Source organism: Agromyces solani (assembly GCF_058349925.1).
The window spans coordinates 785132-803332 of the sequence record NZ_JBYRER010000002.1 but is presented as its reverse complement, the minus strand read 5'-3'; the positions used below and the strand labels follow the sequence as shown (position 1 = coordinate 803332).

Annotated in this window: 10 protein-coding genes; 1 reads left to right on the top strand and 9 read right to left on the bottom strand. The window is 73.2% G+C overall.

Annotation, left to right across the window (positions count from 1 at the left end; all coding sequences use genetic code 11):
- Positions 1-32: 32 nt before the first annotated feature.
- The 9 genes from AC3RJ7_RS11375 to AC3RJ7_RS11335 form a co-directional block, all read right to left on the bottom strand.
- On the bottom strand, positions 33-3110 hold the full coding sequence (locus tag AC3RJ7_RS11375; RefSeq protein WP_491455941.1) for an FtsK/SpoIIIE domain-containing protein: 3078 nt from the start codon (positions 3108-3110) through the stop codon (positions 33-35).
- Between the two features lie 91 nt (positions 3111-3201).
- On the bottom strand, positions 3202-3651 hold the full coding sequence (locus AC3RJ7_RS11370; RefSeq protein ID WP_491455940.1) for an FHA domain-containing protein: 450 nt from the start codon (positions 3649-3651) through the stop codon (positions 3202-3204).
- 134 nt (positions 3652-3785) lie between these two features.
- Positions 3786-6074, bottom strand: coding sequence for a transglutaminase TgpA family protein (locus AC3RJ7_RS11365; protein WP_491455939.1), 2289 nt, complete (start codon positions 6072-6074; stop codon positions 3786-3788).
- The gene (locus AC3RJ7_RS11360; protein WP_491455938.1) at positions 6071-7384 is read right to left on the bottom strand and encodes a DUF58 domain-containing protein; all 1314 of its coding nucleotides are present in this window, start codon (positions 7382-7384) and stop codon (positions 6071-6073) included. Before AC3RJ7_RS11360 ends, AC3RJ7_RS11365 begins: the two co-directional genes overlap by 4 nt.
- The gene (locus AC3RJ7_RS11355; RefSeq protein WP_491455937.1) at positions 7381-8352 is read right to left on the bottom strand and encodes an AAA family ATPase; all 972 of its coding nucleotides are present in this window, start codon (positions 8350-8352) and stop codon (positions 7381-7383) included. Before AC3RJ7_RS11355 ends, AC3RJ7_RS11360 begins: the two co-directional genes overlap by 4 nt.
- On the bottom strand, positions 8349-14225 hold the full coding sequence (locus AC3RJ7_RS11350) for an Ig-like domain-containing protein (protein WP_491455936.1): 5877 nt from the start codon (positions 14223-14225) through the stop codon (positions 8349-8351). The genes AC3RJ7_RS11355 and AC3RJ7_RS11350 overlap by 4 nt, the downstream gene beginning before the upstream one ends.
- Positions 14225-15616 carry a serine/threonine-protein kinase gene (locus AC3RJ7_RS11345; RefSeq protein ID WP_491456168.1) on the bottom strand — a complete coding sequence of 464 codons (1392 nt, stop codon included), beginning with the start codon at positions 15614-15616 and terminating at the stop codon, positions 14225-14227. The genes AC3RJ7_RS11350 and AC3RJ7_RS11345 overlap by 1 nt, the downstream gene beginning before the upstream one ends.
- Positions 15617-15728: 112 nt before the next feature.
- The gene (locus AC3RJ7_RS11340) at positions 15729-16565 is read right to left on the bottom strand and encodes a PP2C family protein-serine/threonine phosphatase (protein WP_491455935.1); all 837 of its coding nucleotides are present in this window, start codon (positions 16563-16565) and stop codon (positions 15729-15731) included.
- Positions 16562-17539 carry an FHA domain-containing protein gene (locus tag AC3RJ7_RS11335; RefSeq protein ID WP_491455934.1) on the bottom strand — a complete coding sequence of 326 codons (978 nt, stop codon included), beginning with the start codon at positions 17537-17539 and terminating at the stop codon, positions 16562-16564. Before AC3RJ7_RS11335 ends, AC3RJ7_RS11340 begins: the two co-directional genes overlap by 4 nt.
- Before the next feature lie 178 nt (positions 17540-17717).
- On the opposite strand from AC3RJ7_RS11335, the gene AC3RJ7_RS11330 reads away from it, so the two are divergent.
- Entirely contained in the window at positions 17718-18200 is a 483-nt protein-coding gene (locus AC3RJ7_RS11330; RefSeq protein WP_491455933.1) for an Lrp/AsnC family transcriptional regulator, read from the top strand.
- Position 18201 lies beyond the last annotated feature (1 nt).

The window sequence follows — 18201 nt, the reverse complement described above, 5'->3', positions numbered from 1 at the left end:
CGATGGTTTGGCAGTACATGGTGTCCGAATCGTTAATTTCTGAGAACGTTCTGCACGGAATCAGTGCCCGATCCGGCCTGCGGCAGCGGATTCGGTTGCGAGTCGGCGTTCGGCCAACTCATCCGCACGGCCGGCGCCCCGGGCGGTTTCGCCCAGCCCTGCCCCGCGTCGTCGTCGAGCAGGGGTGGCAGCGAACGATCCGCGACGAGCGCTCGGTACTCGGCGCGCCCCCCGCGCACGAGCACGATCGCGCTGTCGCGGACGATCGCCCCGAGCGACCAGTTCGCCGACCAGCCGTCGACGCCGCCGACGAACGCGATCGGCTCGGGCGCGCCGGCCGCGCCGGCGATCGCCGCGTGGTCGACGGGTGCACCCGGCGCCACCGGGACGACCGTGGCGCCCAGGGCTGCGAGCAGTTCGGCGTCGCCCGCAGGGTCGACGGTGACGACGGCGTAGCGCGCGCCTGCGACGAGGCGGAGCGGCGGTGCGGCATGGGCGGCGGGGGCGGCGGTGGCCCGTCGCGCGGGATCGCTCGGCCGCACCGCAGCGTCCACGGCGGAGGCGCCCGCGGGCAGGACGCACTGGAGGCGATGTCCCTTCCACTGACCGGCCCCTGCGACCTCGTCGGGACGCCACAGCTCGGCCGCTCCCCCGGCGTGGATCAGGTCGGACCTGGTCGCCTGGCGCAGGATGACCCGCGCTCCGAAGGCGTCGCGGAGTTCGTGCGGGATGCCCAGCCACTGCACGGCCGAGGCGGCGATCGCGATGCCCCGGGCGCGGCCCTCGCGCAGCAGTCGGCCGATCCGCTCGACGCCGACGACCCGGTACTCGTCCGGCCAGGATGCGAACCGACGGTCGAGGTCGTCGATGACGACGAGTCGGGGCGGCGGCGTCGCACGATCGCGGATGCCGAGGTCGCGCACGAGGGACGCGAGCGCATCCCAGAGCGCACTGCCCGCGCCCGCCAGCTCGACGACCGAACCGGCGCCGTGCCGTCCGGTCGCCGCCTCGGCGAGCGCGGCGAGCACACTCGACCGCCCGCTGCCGGAGATCCCCGTGACGAGCAGCGGGCCGTCCGAGCCCGGCCGCCATTCCGCCGGGCCACGGCGCTGCCGTTCGGGCTCGTCGATGAGGCCGAACACGAGGACCTCCTCGGCCGGCGCCGCCGGCCGACCGGCCGGACGATCGTCGGACGGACTCGCGAACGCGGCGAGTTCGCCGCTCGTGATCATGGCCGGCAGCGGGTCGAGCCATGGGCGGCGCGCGCGACGGAGGCCGGCGGAGGCGACCTTCGCGCCGAGCACGGCGGCCCCGTCGGCGACCGCGGACTGGAACAGCACCGGATCGCCGTCGCCCCGATCGAGGATGCCGCGGCCGGGTGCGTCGGGCGGGATCGAGGCCGCGGCCTCGGTGCCGACGACGGCGAGGCTGTCGGCGCGCTGCATGACGCGGAGCGACACCCGGATCGCGCAGTTCGCGGTGATCTGCTCGCGCACGACGCCGTTCGGGCGTTGCGAGGCGAGCACGAGATGCACGCCGAGCGATCGGCCGCGGGCGGCGATGTCGGCGATCACCGCACCGAGGTCCGCGTGCTGCTCGATCATCGCCTGGAACTCGTCGACGACGATCACGAGTCTCGCGAGGTCGACGCCGTCGGGGAGTTCGCGCACGTCGCGGGCGGCGGCCCCGGCGAGGACCGTCTCGCGATGCCGCAGCTCCGCCCGCAGGCTCTCCACCGCCCGGCGCGCCTCGGCGCCGTCCAGGTCGGTCACGATGCCGGTCACGTGCGGCAGCTCGCCGATCGGTTCGAATGCGGCACCGCCCTTGAAGTCGACGAGCAGGAACGACACCTCGCTCGGCGTGTACGCGCGCGCCAGCGCGGTGAGCCAGGCGAGGAGGAACTCGCTCTTGCCGCTGCCGGTCGTGCCGCCGACGAGCGCATGCGGGCCGTTCCCCACGAGATCGAGCACGAGCGGCCCGTTCGCCGTTCGTCCGACCGCGACGGCCAGGCTCGACCGCTCGACGCCTCGCCGTTCTCCGGCCGGTGCGGGGAGTTCCGCGAGGGTCACTCGCGAGGGCAGCGATGCCCCGGAGTCTTCGAGGCGCTCGGCGATCGCTGCCGCGGCTTCGCTCCACCCGAGCGCCGCGGCCCGTGACACGAGCACCGGCTCGATGTTCGAGGGCGTCGCCCCGGCTGCGCCCTCGAGCCGCGCGCGACGCGGGCCGTCGAGCCGGACGACCGCTCCGATGCCCGGCGGCAGGGCGCCGGCGTCGGTGACGATGACGATGCGAGCGGTGGCCGGGGCGCCGACGCGGCGGGCCTGTTCGGGGTCGGCCTCCGCATCGATGACGCGGATCGGCTCGGCCGCCGGAACGGCCGGTCCTCCGGCGCCGCGCCGCGGCGCTGCGACGCCCGGACCTCGGGCGGCATGGGGCAGGCGCGCGGCCCACGCCCATTCGGGCGACTCGGGCAGGTCGAGTCCGACGACCCTCGGGTCCGCCCGGTGCGCGCACGCGACGAGTGCGGCGCGACCGGCCGCGCGTGCGAGTGGGGGCGGACCCACGAAGGCGATCCCGTGCGAGGCCTCGACCGCGACGGGGGCGCCGCCGAGGCGGGCGGCGGATTCGAGGACCGCACGATCGCGGGCATCGGCCGCCGTTCCGTCGATGCGCACCGAGCTCCGCACCGTGCCCGTGCCGACGACGATCCGTCCGCCGGTCGCGCCCAGCCACTGCGGCCGGATCGCGTGCTCGACGAGCGCCGCCGCAGACGGGTCGGCACCCCACGCGTCACGGCGCTCCTCATCGTGCCGTGCGGTGATCTCGTCGTCGAGCTCGGCGAGCCGGTCGGTGCGCTCGCGTTCCGCACGGCGCCGTCGACGTCGCGCCTGCCGGCGGCCGTCGAGCACGGAGGCGACCGCCACGAGCGGCCCGAGCACGGCGAACAGCAGCGCGTACGTCGACCCGGTGATGGCCCACAACGCGAGCGCGCCGGCGACCGGGGCCGCCGCGGCCAACCACGGGAAGGCGGGTCGCTCGGCCTCGGCCGGGGCCGGGGGCAGGCGCAGCGGGAGATGCACGACGGGTTCGGCGAGCTCGGTCTGGTCCACCGGCTCATTCGACCATCGCCCGATGCGGAAGGTGCGGCGTCGCCGCTCGCCGTGGACGGGTCGAGCGACCGAGGGCGCTGTGGAGGAGGGGTCAGTCGACCGAGAAGTACTGCTCGGCCAGCTCGACCCGGCTTCCGCGTGGAACGAGGTACCGCCGGCCGGGCTCGCAGCGCACGGCGCCGTCATCGGGTCGACGCACGACCGTTCCGTTGCTCGAGAAGCGGTCGGCGACCCACAGCGTGCCCTCGTGCTCCCCGAACTCCACGTGCGTCTTCGAGACCGACAGGGTGTGGTCGGCGATCTGCACGAGGTGGTCGAACCGTTCGCCGGGCTGCGGCATCGGCTTGCGCCCGATGAGCCCCGAGCCGAACACGGTGCGCGTCTCCCCCGTGCTGAACCGCAGTGAGAATCGAGGGCGGCCCGGCTCGGCGGCGTCGCCCGCGCCCGCGCCCGCGCCCGCCTCGACGATCGGTTCTGCCGGGCGGAATCCCTCGACCGGCACGCTGATCACGCCGCTGTTGCGCTGCGACGAGCGGGGCAACCGCTCGACCCTCGTCGTGTCGCCGGGACGCGGATCCGGTCGACGCCGCGATTCAGGCGTCGCACTCGTCGAACTGCCGCACTCGCCGCAGAACATCGCGTCGGCAGGCAGTTCGGCACCGCAGATCCGGCAGTTCACGAACGGGCTCCTCTCCGGCTGACAGCGTACCCGCCGAGCGAGTTCAGCGAGATCGCCGCCCGCAGCCGGTCGCGGACGCTGCGCGAGGCGCCGAGGCGCTGCTGCAGCTCGTCGACGGTCGCCCACACCCTCTGATCGTCGCCCGCGGCGGGTCCGCCGGGCGCGTAGACCGCCCGGTCGACCACCGAGGCGAGCACGAGCGGTGCGAGCCCGCCCACCGTCGCCGCCTGCTCCGCACGCGTCGCGGTCGGCACGATCGCATACCCGTAGTCCGCCGCCGAGTCGGCGAACTCGAGCCATCCGCCCTCGATCCGTTCGACGGCCGTCGGCGCCCGCCGTCGCAGGCGACGCCGGCGGAGCTTCGCGACGACGATCGCGAGGAGCGGGCTGCAGAGCGCGACGACGCCGACCAGCACGACTCCCGCGACCTCGAGACCGCCGAGGAGGGCCTGCAACCAGTCGTCGCCGTCGTCGCCGCCGTCGGGCGACGAGCCCGGACCCGCCGCCTCGTCGACGAGCGGCGTTCGTTCGGCCGGCGGCGGGAGCACCGACTCGGGCCGGGAGACGATCTTCGGCTGCTCGGGCTCGCGGGGCGGGATCGGACCCGGAATCGGGTTCGGATCGACCGCGACCCACACGCCGTCCGAGGTCTGCACCTCGATCCAGGCCTGCCGGTCGGCGCTCCTGAAGCGCACCACCCCGGCGGAGGCATCCCGATCGGTGCCCGGGCCCGGCAGGTAGCCGACGACGACGCGGGCCGGGAACCCGATCTGCCGCGCCATGAGTGCGGCGGCCACGGCGTACTGCTCGCCGTCGCCGACCATCGGCTCCTCGGTCACGAGTTCCTCGATGCGGTCGAGCGCGTGCCCGGAGCGACTCGGCTCCTCGCCGTCGAGACCGTGGCTGACGAAGCCGTCGTTGCGGAATCCGTCGATGACCGCGGCGAGCCGCTCCCCGGGCGTCGCCGTCGCGGGCGCCCACTCCTCCAGCCGTTCGACGAGCGACGGCGGCAGTTCGGGCAGGGCCGGCAGGACGCTCGTGCCCGGTTCGAGCGAGGCGAGCGCGGTGCGCGTCGCCACGACCGACACCGCGACGTACCGGTCGCCGGACCGCAGGCCGTCGACGGCGGCGCCGGTTCCCGTCACGTCGTTGTAGAAGTACGACTCGCTCAGCCGGTCCGCTCGCGGCCCCGCGAACTCGATGCGCTCGAGCCGGCCGATCCCGGGGACCCAGACGTCGCGGTAGCCTTCCACCTCGACGTCGATGCGCGCGGTGGTCCCGCCCTCGAGCGACTGGTCGAGTCGGTACGGCACCCTGCTGAAGCGTCCCGACGGCCCCGTGCCGTCGGAGCCGCCGACCGAGTAGACGATGCCGTCGTACGTGTCGAGCACGGCGATCGAGAGTCCGGTGCGCTCGGGCAGCCCGCGCACGTCGAGCATGGGTTCGTCGGCGACGTCGGGGGCGAACGCCGTCCGGAAGTCGGCGAGCGGGCTGTCGTGCTCGCTCGGCTCGAATGGCGGCTGGAGCTCCGCGCGGACGACGTTGCGCGGCGGCGTGGGCAGCGCCACCGCCGCGGCCGTCGCGCCCACGAGGGCCACGGCGACGAGGGCGGATGCCCCGAGCACGCGCCGCGCGTCGGCCAGCGTCGACTCGACCCGACGTCCGCCGCCGATCGCCCGCCGGTCGGCGATCCGGATGCGGACGAACCACGCCACGGCGGCGACGAAGAACGCGAGCCCCGCCTCGAGGGCGAAGTCGTCGTGCACGACGCCGAGCGCGATGCCCGTGATGAGCAGCGCCGCCGGCGGCAGCACCGCAGCGGCCGGGCGGGAGGTGCGGAGCGCGATCGTGAGCGCCACCGTCGAGGCGACGAGCCCGAGGAGGAACGGCGGCACGAGCAGTGCCTGGTACGAACCGACCGGTACCGCGATCGTGACGAGCTGCTTCCACGAGAGCGCGGCTCCCGCGACGAGTTCGACGAGGCCCTCGGGTGTGGGCAGCACGCCGAAGAGCGCCAGGTCGGGTACCGCGACCGGCACGCCGAGCACGAGGTACGCGGCGACCACGCACACGGCGACGAGCCAGGCCGGCCACGACCAGCGGGCTCCGGCGAGCGCGATCGCACTGCCGGCGAGGATCGCCGCGCCCGCGGCCGCGAAGAAGGCGGGGCTCTCGTAGATCGGCCACCACGGGATCATCGACGCCGCGAGCATGGCGGCGACGAGTGCGGTGCTGATCGCGACCGGCCACGCGCGGCCCGGCCCGAGCCCCATGCGCGAACTCATGCGACCGACGCCGATCTCGCGAGCATCGCGCGCAGGTCCTCGAGGTAACCGATGCCGAACACCGTGAGGCCGCCCACCGTGCGCGCCGTCGGATGCGATTCGGGGGCGCACTGCACCGCGACGACCTCGATGCCCTGGGGCATACGGCTCGCCGCGGAGCGCAGCGGCGCGACTCCCCGGGCCGACCCGGTCACGAGAACCGCCAGCGAGAGGCCGTGCAGCGACTCGGCGGCCGTGCGCGCGACGTCGGGCAGGAGCGCCGCCCGCTCGTCGCGTTCGACCAGGCAGAGCGCGTCGACGAGTCGGTCGCGCGAGACGGTCGGAAGCTCGCGCATCGCCCCCGTCCGACCCGACAGCCGCCCTGAGACGACGAACACGACACTCCTCGCGTCGCGGATCGCGCGCGCGCCGACGGATGCCGCGGTGCCGACCGCGAGCTCGAACTCGGCGTCGTCGACGTAGGCACCCGGATCGAGATCGAGCAGCACCATCAGCCGGCTGCGTCGCGACTCCTCGAACTGCCGCACCATGAACGTGCCCGTCTTCGCGCTCGAACGCCAGTGGATGTACCGCCGGTCGTCACCGGGCAGGTACTCGCGGAGCGCGTGGAACGCGATGTCGCTCGTCGTGAGGTCGCGAGTGGGCGAACCCTCGAGGTCCCGGATGAATCCCGTGCTCAGCGCGGAGACGGCCACGGTTCGCGGGTGCACGCGCAGCTCGACGGTCTCCGACCAGACGATCTCACGGCGCATGAGGCCGACCGGGTCGGCCCGCACGGTCCGGGCCGGGCCGATCGGGACGACGCCGCGGCGTTCGGTGGGAATGCGCAGCACCTCGTCGAACGTGCCGCCGCGCGGCAGGCCGGGCAGCACCCGCTCGATGACGCGCTGGCCGACCGGCACCTCGAGCTGCACGCCGCCGAACCGGCGCGGGCCCCGGTTGCTCGCGACGAGCCGCGCCTCGGCGTGATCGCCGACGACGACGCGCGGCGTCGGCAGCGAGAGGTGCACCTCACCCGCGCCGCGACCGACGAGCCACAGCGCGGCCACGGCGATGAGCACGACGAACGCCCAGCCGAGCGCGATGATCTCGACGAGCCCCCAGCTGTAGCCGACGAGGAGCGAGATCGCCGCCGCGCCCGCGACCGCCCAGCCGAGCGGCGTGACCACGCCCTGCACGGCGCGACTCCAGCGCATGACCGCACCGCCGGCGGCCCTGCCGCCGCGCACGGCTCGCGCGATGACGACGGCGAGCAGGCCCTGGCTCCTGGCCTCCTCGGGGATCGTCGTTCGCGTCGCGGAAAGGCTCATACCGCCTGCTTCGTGGACGGCGGCGGCGTCTCGATCAGCACCTGCGCCACGAGGTTCGACGGGGTCACGCCGTCGAACTCGGCTTCGGGATCGAGGATGAGCCGGTGGGCGAGCACGGGCTCGGCGAGCGCCTTGACGTCGTCGGGGACGACGTAGTGCCTGCCGCGGCCCGCCGCGTGGGTCTTCGCCGCCCGGATGAGCGCGAGCGCCCCGCGGACGCTCACGCCGAGGCGCACCTCGCGTGCCGTGCGGGTCGCGTCGACGAGCCGCGAGACGTAGTCGTGGATCGTCGGATCGACGTAGACCGTCCGGGCGAGCGCCGCGAGCTGGACCACGTCGTCCGCGCCGACCACGGGTTCCACGCGGTGGTCGTGCGCGCGCTGGTCGGCCCCCTCCAGGATCCGGATGGTCGACGCGTGGTCGGGATACCCGATCGAGGTGCGCATCAGGAAGCGGTCGAGCTGCGCCTCCGGCAGGCGGTACGTGCCCGCCTGCTCCACGGGGTTCTGGGTCGCGATCACCATGAACGGGTGACCGACCGGGTGGGTCTGGCCGTCCACCGTGACCTGGCCCTCCTCCATGACCTCGAGCAGCGCCGACTGGGTCTTCGGGCTCGCCCGGTTGATCTCGTCGGCGAGCACGATGTTCGCGAAGACGGGGCCCGGATGGAACTCGAACACGCCCTCGCGCTGATCGTAGACGGTGACGCCGGTGATGTCGCCGGGCAGCAGGTCGGGCGTGAACTGCACCCGGTTGCTCGCGCCCGAGACCGACTGCGCCATGCTGCGCGCGAGCGAGGTCTTGCCGGTGCCGGGCACGTCGTCGAGCAGCAGGTGCCCCTCGCTCAGGAGCGCGGTGAACGCCAGGCGCACCACCCGGTTCTTGCCGAGCAGCACCTCTTCGACCGCGGCGACGAGCCGGTCGAGCGTCGCGGCGAAGCCGGCGGCCTCATCGGGGGTCATCGTCATTGCGTCTCCTTGCTCTTCGCCTCGTAGCGCGCGCTCACTCCGGCGATCCTGACATCCAACCAGACCGTGTCGCCGGGACCGGCGCCCGGGATCTCGCAGCTCGTCGGCGTCTGCGCCGGACGGCCGTCCGCCTCGCCCGCGAGCCCGCAGCGGAACTCCACGGGCAGGCCCGAGTTGTCCGGGGCCTCGGTCCACGACCACATCGCTCGCCTCGCGTCCCATTGCCGGCTCGGCAGGGCGAAGGTCAGCGTCGGCGACTCGCCGGAGGGAAGCACGTCCGACCAGGGTCCGCAACTGCCCCACACGGTGCAGCCGCGCACCTGGAACCGCCCGGTCTCGCCGAAGTCGAACCGCTCGCTCAGCAGGTCCCGGAGCCAGCCGGACCCGCGGAACTCCCGTCTCGTGCCCGCGATCTGGACGCCGTGGTCGTCGACGCCGACGATCTCGACCCGCGACGTCGAGACGTCGACGTCGTCGATGTACCGGTCCCAGATCTCGGGGCCGTTCCACGCCATCCCGCTGTCGACGCCGTCGACCCGGCCGGGCCCCGGGCGGACGACCGTTCCGGCGACCTCGGTGTGCGCGCAGCCCGCGCGGTTGTAGCCCCACACGATGAACGAGTACCGGGTCGATTCCGTTGCGGTTCCCGCGAACCGCAGGCTGGATGTCTCGGGCCCGACGCGGACGGTCTCGGCGACGGTTCCTCCCGAAGTGGGCGGGATGACCGTGCCCGGGGCCGGCGACGTGACCTGGCAGGCCTGCGCCCCCGTCGGGACGCCGCCCGCACCTTCGACGAGCCGCTGCACGAAGTAGCCGGCGACGGGGTCGCCGTTCGCCGCGAACGGCGACCAGGTGACGGTGACGGCTCCGGCCGCGGCGTCGGCCGCGACGTCGATCGAACCCGCCGCCGGCGGGCCGAACGGCGTGCCGGCCGTCGAGGCGTCGGTCCAGACGGCGAGCGCGGGATACGCCTCGTTGCGTGCGCTCACGCTCACCGGCACCCGGCTGCCGTTGGCGAGCGCCTGCGAGTCCACGCGGCATTCGCTCGGCGTGCAGGCCGATGCCGTCACTTCGGTCGCGATGCCCGCGACCGTGACGACGTACGAGTGCACGGCGCTGCCCGAACCCGTCGAGACGGGGTTCCACACGATGCGCAGCCGGCCGTCGAGCGGCAGGGCCGCCAGCCCGCTCGGAGGCGCGGGGATGACGTCCGACCACACGGACCCCGGCGCGGTCTGCGGGTCGGAGTAGCCGACGCCGTTGCGCGCCCGGATCCGCACGTCCACGGCGTTGCCCTGCCCGTTGCCGGGGGTCGCGACCGTGCAACTGGTGGCGGCGCACATCGTCGTGGACAGCGGATCGCCCGTGCCGGGTTCGAGGAGCGCGATCTCGTATCCCGTGATCGGCGAGTTGTTGAAGCCGCCGGCGCCGAAGGCGATGTCGAGGGTGCCGTCGCCGAAGCCCGTCACCTGCGGCGCGACGACGGGCTCGGGTCGGTCCTGCACCGAGATGGTCGCGGTGCCCCAGGCGCGGCGCGACACCGCGCCCGTGGCATCCTCGACCTGGTACCTGACGGTCGTGTTGACCGGTGCCGCGTCCGGCGCCGCGGTCACCGTGAGCGTCGACCGGTCCTCGCCGGGTGCCACGTCGACCCCCTCGCCGACGCCCTCGAGCTCGACGGCCACCACGCGCAGCGGGGTGTCGGGGAACGGGTTCGTCGCCTCGTCGTTGGCGAGCACGTCGATCGTCGTCGTCCGCCCGCGGACCGCGATCGCGCGATCCTCGATCGGGCTCGCGAGCGGCTTGGTCGACGGCACGACATGCAGTTCGATGCGCCCGCCCGATCCCTCGCCGGATTCGTCGGCGACGCCGATGAGCACGGCCGAACGCGTTCCGAACGGCGTGTCGGAGCGCGCGGTGATGGTGAGTTCGTCGCCGTCGAGACGCACGTCGAAGCCCTCCGCCTCGGGCGGGAGGATCCGGTACGTGCGATCGGGCGTCGTCGTGGTCGCCAGCGGCAGGGTGAGCCGCCGGAGATCGATCGGCTTCGTCTGGCCGGGCTCGAGGTCGATGACCGCCCCGGTGAACGCGGGCGGTTCGTCCTCGTCGGCTCGCACGTCGATCGGGATGACGATCGTGCCGGTCCTCCCGGTCGGGTCGTCGGGCCCGTCGCCGTCGGTCGCGGTGAACGAGATGGAGGCCGGCCCGGCGTAGCCGGGTTCGCTGCGGAACCTGAGGGTGTCGCGGTCGACGACGAGCGACGCATCGTCGCTGTGCGAGGCGCGCACGCTCGCCTCGTCGGTGATGTGCACGGGCCTGCCCGACGCCGCGATCACGAAATCGGCCAGCTCCAGCTCGACGGCCTCCCCGCTCGCGACCACGACATCGGGCGCGTCGGAGCGCAGCTGCGGCAGCGCATCGTCGCGGCCCGGCACCCAGATGAACGCGTACGCCTCGACCCGGGGGTCGTCGGGATGACTCACGACGAAGGGCACGACCCGACGACGGTCTTCGACGTCGACTCGGATCGAGCCGTCGCGCAGGACCTCGGCTCCCCGCCGGTATCGGTCGACGAGGTCCACGCCCGCGTCGTCGACGTCGGCGTCGGCCAGGAAGACGTGCTCGAGCACCGGCACGACGACGGAGTCCTCGCCGGCGATGTCCGTGAGGCCGAGCACCGTGTCGGCGGCGACGGGCCGGGCGAGCGGCGCGTCCTCGTCGGCGTCGATCCAGAGCCATGCCTGCGCCCGCCCGAGCGACTCGTTCTCGATCACGTAACTGAAGCCGTACCGTCCCTCACCCGGCGGAACGTCGACCTCGATCCGGTCGTCGACGATGCGCGCCTCGGCGGCGTCGGTCGTCCCGTCGACGCCGACGATCCGCAACGGCGCGTCACCGGGGTCGGAGTCGTTGTCGAGCACCGGCACGGTGACGGTGCGATCGGGACGCACCGTCACGAGGTCGTCGGCCGCGATCGGACGCACGGGGCGGTCCGCGCGGGGCGCGATGCCGATGCGCACGGTGCCCTCGGCCCGCCCGCCGAGGGCGTCGATCACCGCGTACTCGAACTCGTCGGTGCCCGCCGAGTAGTCTCCGGCCCGGTAGTCGAGCCAGTCGGGACCCGTCTCCTCGACGGCACCGCGTTCGGGGTTCGACTGCTGGCCGAGCAGCTGCACCGAGTCGCCGTCGGGGTCGACCCCCGAGAGCGGGATCGGGATCCGCACGGTCTCGCCGGCGATGACGCGGGCGGTCACCGTCGAGGGGACGGGATCGGTGTTCGTCTCGGGGTCGGCGTCGCGCACCGAGATCGTGACCGCGGCGGTCGCGAACTGGCCCTCCGAGTCGATGCGGTAGGTCGCCGTGTACTCGCCGGCCTCGCTCGGCGCGAAATAACGCAGCCGGTCGCCCGAGGTGAACAGCAGGCCGGCGTCGGGCTCGTCGACGAGATCCGGCGCGAGGGTGAACGGCAGCCCGTCGGGCTGCTCGTCGTTCTCGAGCACCGGGATGTCGATGACATCGCCCGTGCGAACCGAGACCGTGTCGGCGGCGGCCAGCGGCGCCTGCGCCGCTTCAGGCTCGGGGACCTCGACGATCGTGACCTCGCCGGTCGCTTCGGCCAGGCCGTTGCTGACCCTGTACGGGAAGGCGTCCGATCCCGTCTCGAGCGGTGCCGCGAGCGTGACCCGCAGCAGTCCGTGGTCGACGATCTCCACCTGGACGCCGTCCGGCGGCGTACCGCCCTCCCCCGCCTCCGTCAGGACCAGGAGGCCGCCGGTCGGATCGATGTCGGTCGCGAGCACGTCGACCGTCGTGGGCTGTCCGACGCGCACGAAGGCGGTGTGCGGCACCGTGATCGGGGTGGTGTCCCGGTCGGGCGGGGCCTGCACGTCGACCCGCACGAAGCCCGTCGCGGGGTTCGATCCGTCGGTGACGGTGTACTCGAGGTAGTGCGTGCCGACCTCGTCGCTCGTGAACCGGAACGTCCCGCCGTCGAAGTCGGGTGTGATGCGGACGTCGGGCTTGGCCGGGACGGCGCTCAGGCTCACCTGCCCGTTGCCGCCGCGCACGTGCCGCAGCGGATCGACGACGATCTCGCGGCCGGCCGTCGCGAGGGCGATGAACGGCTCCGCCTCGAGCGGGACCGAGCCCTCGGGGTGCACCTCGACCTCGAGCGCCCCGCCGCCGTCGTCACGGCCGTCCGACACGACGAGCGGGACGGTGCGTTCGTCGTGCGCCGCGTCCCGCGCCAGGAGCACGACCGTGCCCTCGGCCGTCGACGACCCCGTATCGGGCTCGGGGATTTCGGCCCGCCGCAGGTACATCGGGTCGCCGTCGGGATCGACCCAGTCGCCGAGCACGGGTGTCGACACGCGACCCCCCACGGCGACATCGGCGCGGATCGGCCGTCGCTGCTCGGGCGGGGCGTTCTCATCGGGCGAGCGCACCTCGATCTCGACCGTGGCCCGGCTCGAGCCGCCGTGCCCGTCGTCGGCCGCGTAGCCGAAGCGGAGCGTTCCCGCGGCCGCATCGTCGAGCGTGAGCTGCAGCTCCTGCGAATCGGAGATCAGGTCGAGCCGCGCCCAGTCGGGCAGTTCGCCGTCGACGCCCGCGATCGCGAGCACGTCGCCGTTGGCGTCGTAGTCGTTGAGGAGCACGGGCAGCACGGTCGTGCGCCCCGGCCGCGCACCGAACTCGTCGTCCTCGGCGACCGGCGGGGTTCGCCGTTTCTCGATCTCGGGCTCGCTGTCGGGGTCGTTGCGCTCGACCTCCTCGTCGTCGCGCTCGGTCTTCATGAGCTTCTGCCAGTCGTCGATCCGGCGGAAGCCCGCGTCCGCCGCCCAGGTCCGTCCGTTGGCGCGGTCGTTGAGCACGATGGAGCGGCCGTTCACCATGAACGCCAGATCGTCGCCCGCAGTCCCGTCCAACTCGACCGGCGCACCGCCGCCGTCGCACGAACGCCACGCCGTGCCGCCGGACCACGCGGCGTACACGCAGCCGGAGTGCACGACCGGCGCCGCCGGCGCGCCGTCCCGGTCGTCGGTCGCGACGCGGACGGCGCCGCCGGCGAGGTCGACGGCGACGAGCCCGCCCCGATGCGCGATCCAGACCTCGCTGCCGTCATCGGACGGCGACTGCAGGCGAGGCGCGGATCCCGGACCGATCTCCTCGGAGAGTTCGACGGTCCGCCCGTCGATCACGAGCTTCCGGTCGTCGACGTCGAACACCGCCCACCGTCCGGCGACCGACGTGACCTGCACCTGGTGGTCGGCGGGGAAGGGCTCGAGCGACCACTTGGCGGCCACCTGGTCGCCGTCGGCCGCGGCCACCTCCGAGAGATCGCCCGTCGACGGGGCGTAGGCGAAGAGCAGGCCCGACGGCGCCGCGGAGATGACCGCGCCCGCACCGAACGTCAGGTCGGGATCGGCGCTCTCCTTGAAGTCGGCGAACTCGTCGACCGGGCTCGTCCACAGCTTGCCGCCGGCGGCGATGACGACGCGGTCGCCGGCGAGGGCGAGCGTCGAGACGTCGGGCGGCACCGGCACCGCGTCGGTGAGCGTCGATGCGGCGGCGTCGATGATGCCCACGCTCGATCGGTCGGCGTCGAACACGAGCACGGTGGCGCCGCTCTGGGCGATCCTCGAACCCCCGCCCGTCTCGACCATCGAGTTGAGCTCGAGCGCGGCCGTGCTCGCCCGGCCGACCGCCTGCAGTCGCTCGTTCGCCACCCAGACCGAGGCGTCACCGAGGTCGACCCGCTGGGCCGCGTATCCCCCGCTCGTCACCGCGATCGTGCCGACGATCCCGACGACGGCCGTGATCGCGGCCGCGGTGACGATCGCGGACCGATGCCGACGCGGGAACGCGAACCGCATCACCCGACCCCTTCGACGTCGACGCAGCGCTCGGTGCTCGGGGTTCCCGCCTTCCCGTCGCGCGTGACGGTCACACTCGCGCAGACGCGATCGCGGTCTCCGGCGTCGACCGAGAGGCTCGCCTCGCGTTGGATCGGGGCGGCGTCGCCGTCGACGAGCACGAGGTACGCGTCACCCTGGCGCAGTCCGGGGTCGCTCCATTCGAACGTGACCTCGGTACCGGTCGCGGCCCCACGGAGGTCGGTGACGACCGGGATGGTCCGGGTGTTCTGCAGCACGGTCACGATGCCGGCGCCGACGAGTACCACGAGGAGCACCGCCGCGACCGAGATGCCCCACGCGAGCCGGCGTGCCGTGGGCGGTGCCGAGCGGGCGCGCCCGGCGGTCGTCTCGACCTCGGTCGAGGCGGCCGTCCGAACGGGCGGCCGCCGCCGGCGTCGGCTCGGGTCGATGCCGGTGCGCGCCGGACTCACCCGCGTGCGCTCGTCGAGGTCGACGGCCGTGGCGAGCGCCCAGTCGTCCATCGCCACCTCGATCGGCGTCTGCGGAAGGCCCAACTCCTCCTCGACCGCCTGGAGGTCGCGGATGAACTCGAGCGCGCCCGACTGCCTGGCCTTCGGCTGCTTCGACATCGCCCGCGCGAGCACGGCCTCGAGACTCGCGGGAACGTCGATTCGCCCGGTGGGTGCGAGCCTGGCCTTGGCGATGCGCGCGGTGAGCGCCTGCGGAGAGTTGTCGCCGCCGGCGATCTCGAACGGACTGCGCCCGGCGAGCAGCGAGTAGACGGTCGCGCCGAGGGCCCACACCTCGCTCGCGACGGTGCCGCTCGTCTCGTCGCGCAGGACCTCGGGCGCCGACCACGGCACGGACAGGCCCACCGCTTCGGTGCGTTCGGCCTGGCCGAGCGTCGCGGCGATGCCGAAGTCGCTGAGCACGGGGTGCCCGTACGCGGTCGTGAGGATGTTGGAGGGCTTGATGTCGCGATGCAGGACCCCGGAGCGATGCGCGGTCTCGACCGCGCTCGCGATGCGGACGCCGATCGAGAGGACCTCTCCGAGCGGGAGTTGCACCGCGCGGTAGCGCTGGCCGATGGAGGCCGAGCAGTACTCCATGACCAGGTACGGGCGGCCGTCGGCGGCGACACTCGCCTGGTAGACCGTCAGGATGGACGGATGCGAGCTCAGCTGGGCCATGAGGTTCGCCTCGGCCTGGAACATCTGGCGGAGGTCGTCGTTCACGACGCCGGCGAGCAGCACCTTCACGGCGACGAGTCGGCGCGGCATGTTCTGCTCGTACAGGAACACATCCGCGAATCCGCCCGAGCCGAGTACGCGGATGAACTCGAAGCCGGGCAGGGTCGGCGGGGTGGACGGCAGTCGTCGCGACACGATCCTCCCAGTGCTCGTCGGGCCGGTGCTCTTCGGGACAGCGCCGCAGGCTTCGATGCCGGCAGGGCCTGCTGACCCCCATTGTAGGTCGCCGTCGGCCCGCGGTCCCGGGCGTTCAGGCCCGTGCGGTCTCGCCGGCCCCGTCGTCGTGCTCGTCCGCCTCGGGCTCGGGCGGAACGACCTTGACGACATCGATGACGACGACCGTCACGTTGTCGCGTCCGCCGTTGCCGAGCGCGGCGTCGACGAGCTGGTTCGCGGCCTTCTCGGCCTTGGGATTCGCGACGAGGAAGTGCCGGATCCCGTACGACGTCAGCTCCTTGGTGAGGCCGTCCGAGCAGACCAGCAGCCGCATGCCCTCCTCGACCGCGATCGCCCGGTAGTCGGGGATCGGCGCCTCGTGGAACCCGACCGCGCGCGTGATCACGTTCGAATGGGGGTGCGTGTCGGCCTCCTCGCGCGTGATCTGGCCCGCGTCGACGAGTTCCTGGACGATCGAATGGTCGACGGTGAGTTGTTCGAGCACGCCCCCCACGAGGCGGTACACGCGCGAGTCGCCGATGTTGAACACGATCCAGGCCGGTTCGCCCGAGATGAGTCCGAGCGCGGCGCCCGTCACGGTCGTGCCGCTGCCCTCGTCGGTCACGCCGGCGCCACGACCCATGTCCTGCACGGCACGGTGCAGTGAGGCGTCGATCTCGGCGGTGCCGATGACGGGCTTGCCGCCGTGCTCGGCGAGTCGGGTCACCACGGCGGCGCTCGCGAAATCGCCGGCCGCGTGACCGCCCATGCCGTCGGCCACCGCGAACACGGGGGCCTGCGCGACGTAGCTGTCCTCGTTGACCTCGCGCCGCAAGCCGGTGTCGGTGATGGCGGCCCACGAGAGGGTGACCTCGGTGCCGTCGGGAAGCGCGACCCGATGGCGCGCGTTGCCGTTGCCTATCTGCGTCACGTCTTCGGCCTGTCTCGCGTCGGGTGATCGACTCCTGGGGGTGGGAGGATCTCGATGATCGTATCGTCTCCGAGATCGAGGCTCATGCCCGGCACGACGACGATCGACTCCCCGGCCCGCAGCCGCCGGGAGGCGCGCGGACCGATCACGGTGGTGCCGTTGGTCGAGCGCAGGTCGCTCGCGACGAGCCGTGAGCCCTCCACCCTGAGCTCGAGGTGCGTCGACGAGACGGTCCTCCGCGGCGAGTCGACCGCGACCAGGCGGGGCGCCCCGTGCGAGCCGAGGATGCGCGGCGCCCCCGGCCTGCGGCCGATCAGCACCGAGCCCTCCGGCAGGAACGGCTCACCGCCGGCGATCCGCACCAGTGGCAGGAGGACGGGCGTGGAGAGCTCACCGGTGTCGGCTGCCGGGACGTCGGCGGATCCGGGCGGCGCAGCACGCACCGTCGCGGCGTCGGCGGCGGTCGCGCTGTAGACCGTGTCGGCGTCGAACGGGACCGCCGACTGCTGCCATTCGACGGCCGAGGCGCGCAGTCGCGCGCGAGCGTGCGCGATCACGGCGCCGCCGACCACGGGTGCGAGCGGCGCGGAATCCCGGCCGAGCCGCAACGCGGAGACGTCGTGGAACTCGGCGAGGTGCCACGGCCGGATTCCACGCGCATCGAATCGCCGGCTGCCGCCCGGCGACTCGAGGTCCACGACGGCGCGACCGCGCACGACGGCGGTCACCTCCCCGGTGTCCTCGCCCGGCCACCAGACGATGGCGAAGTCGTGCTCGTCGGGTTCGAGCCGCGCGGGGATCATCCCGATCAGCGGCTCGAGCGCCGGCGAGGGGTCCGCCGCGAGTCCGGCGATCGACGCGAGCACGTCGTCGTCCGCCGGCGCGGCGAGCAGGACGACGAATCGCTCGCCGACGATCGCGTCCCAGGCGGCGTCGCCGGGGATCGCATGGCTCGACACCGTCCCTCGTGGCATGTCGTCCAGTCTCCCACCGTCGGCGGCGGGCCGCCTTCGGGGAGGCGGCGCCCGATCGATGCAGCTGACGCTCGAGATGCGCGGTCACCGGGCTCCGACACCATCGAATCAGTTGTGAATGGCGCTCGAAGCGACGGAATCACTTGCCAGAGGCATCCTTGACTGTCACAATCGAGCCATGACGAACGCAGGTCGTTCCAACGGGCATCGACCCGTGCAGCTCGACGAGGTGTCGAAGGCGATCATCGAGCAGCTGCAGGCCGATGGCCGCCGGTCGTACGCCGACATCGGCAAGGCGGTGGGTCTCTCCGAGGCCGCCGTGCGCCAGCGCGTGCAGCGACTCACCGAGTCGGGGGTCATGCAGATCGTCGCGGTCACCGACCCGATGCAGCTCGGGTTCACGCGCCAGGCGATGATCGGCGTCCGAGCATCCGGCGACACCCGGGTCCTGGCCGAGCAGTTGGCCGAGATCCCCGAGATCGACTACGTCGTGCTCACCGCGGGCAGCTTCGATCTGCTCGCCGAGGTGGTGTGCGAGAACGACGAGGAGCTCATCTCCCTGCTCAACACGCGCATCCGCAGCCTCGACGGGGTGAATGCGACCGAGACGTTCGTCTACCTCAAGCTCCAGAAGCAGTTCTACAACTGGGGCACTCGCTAAG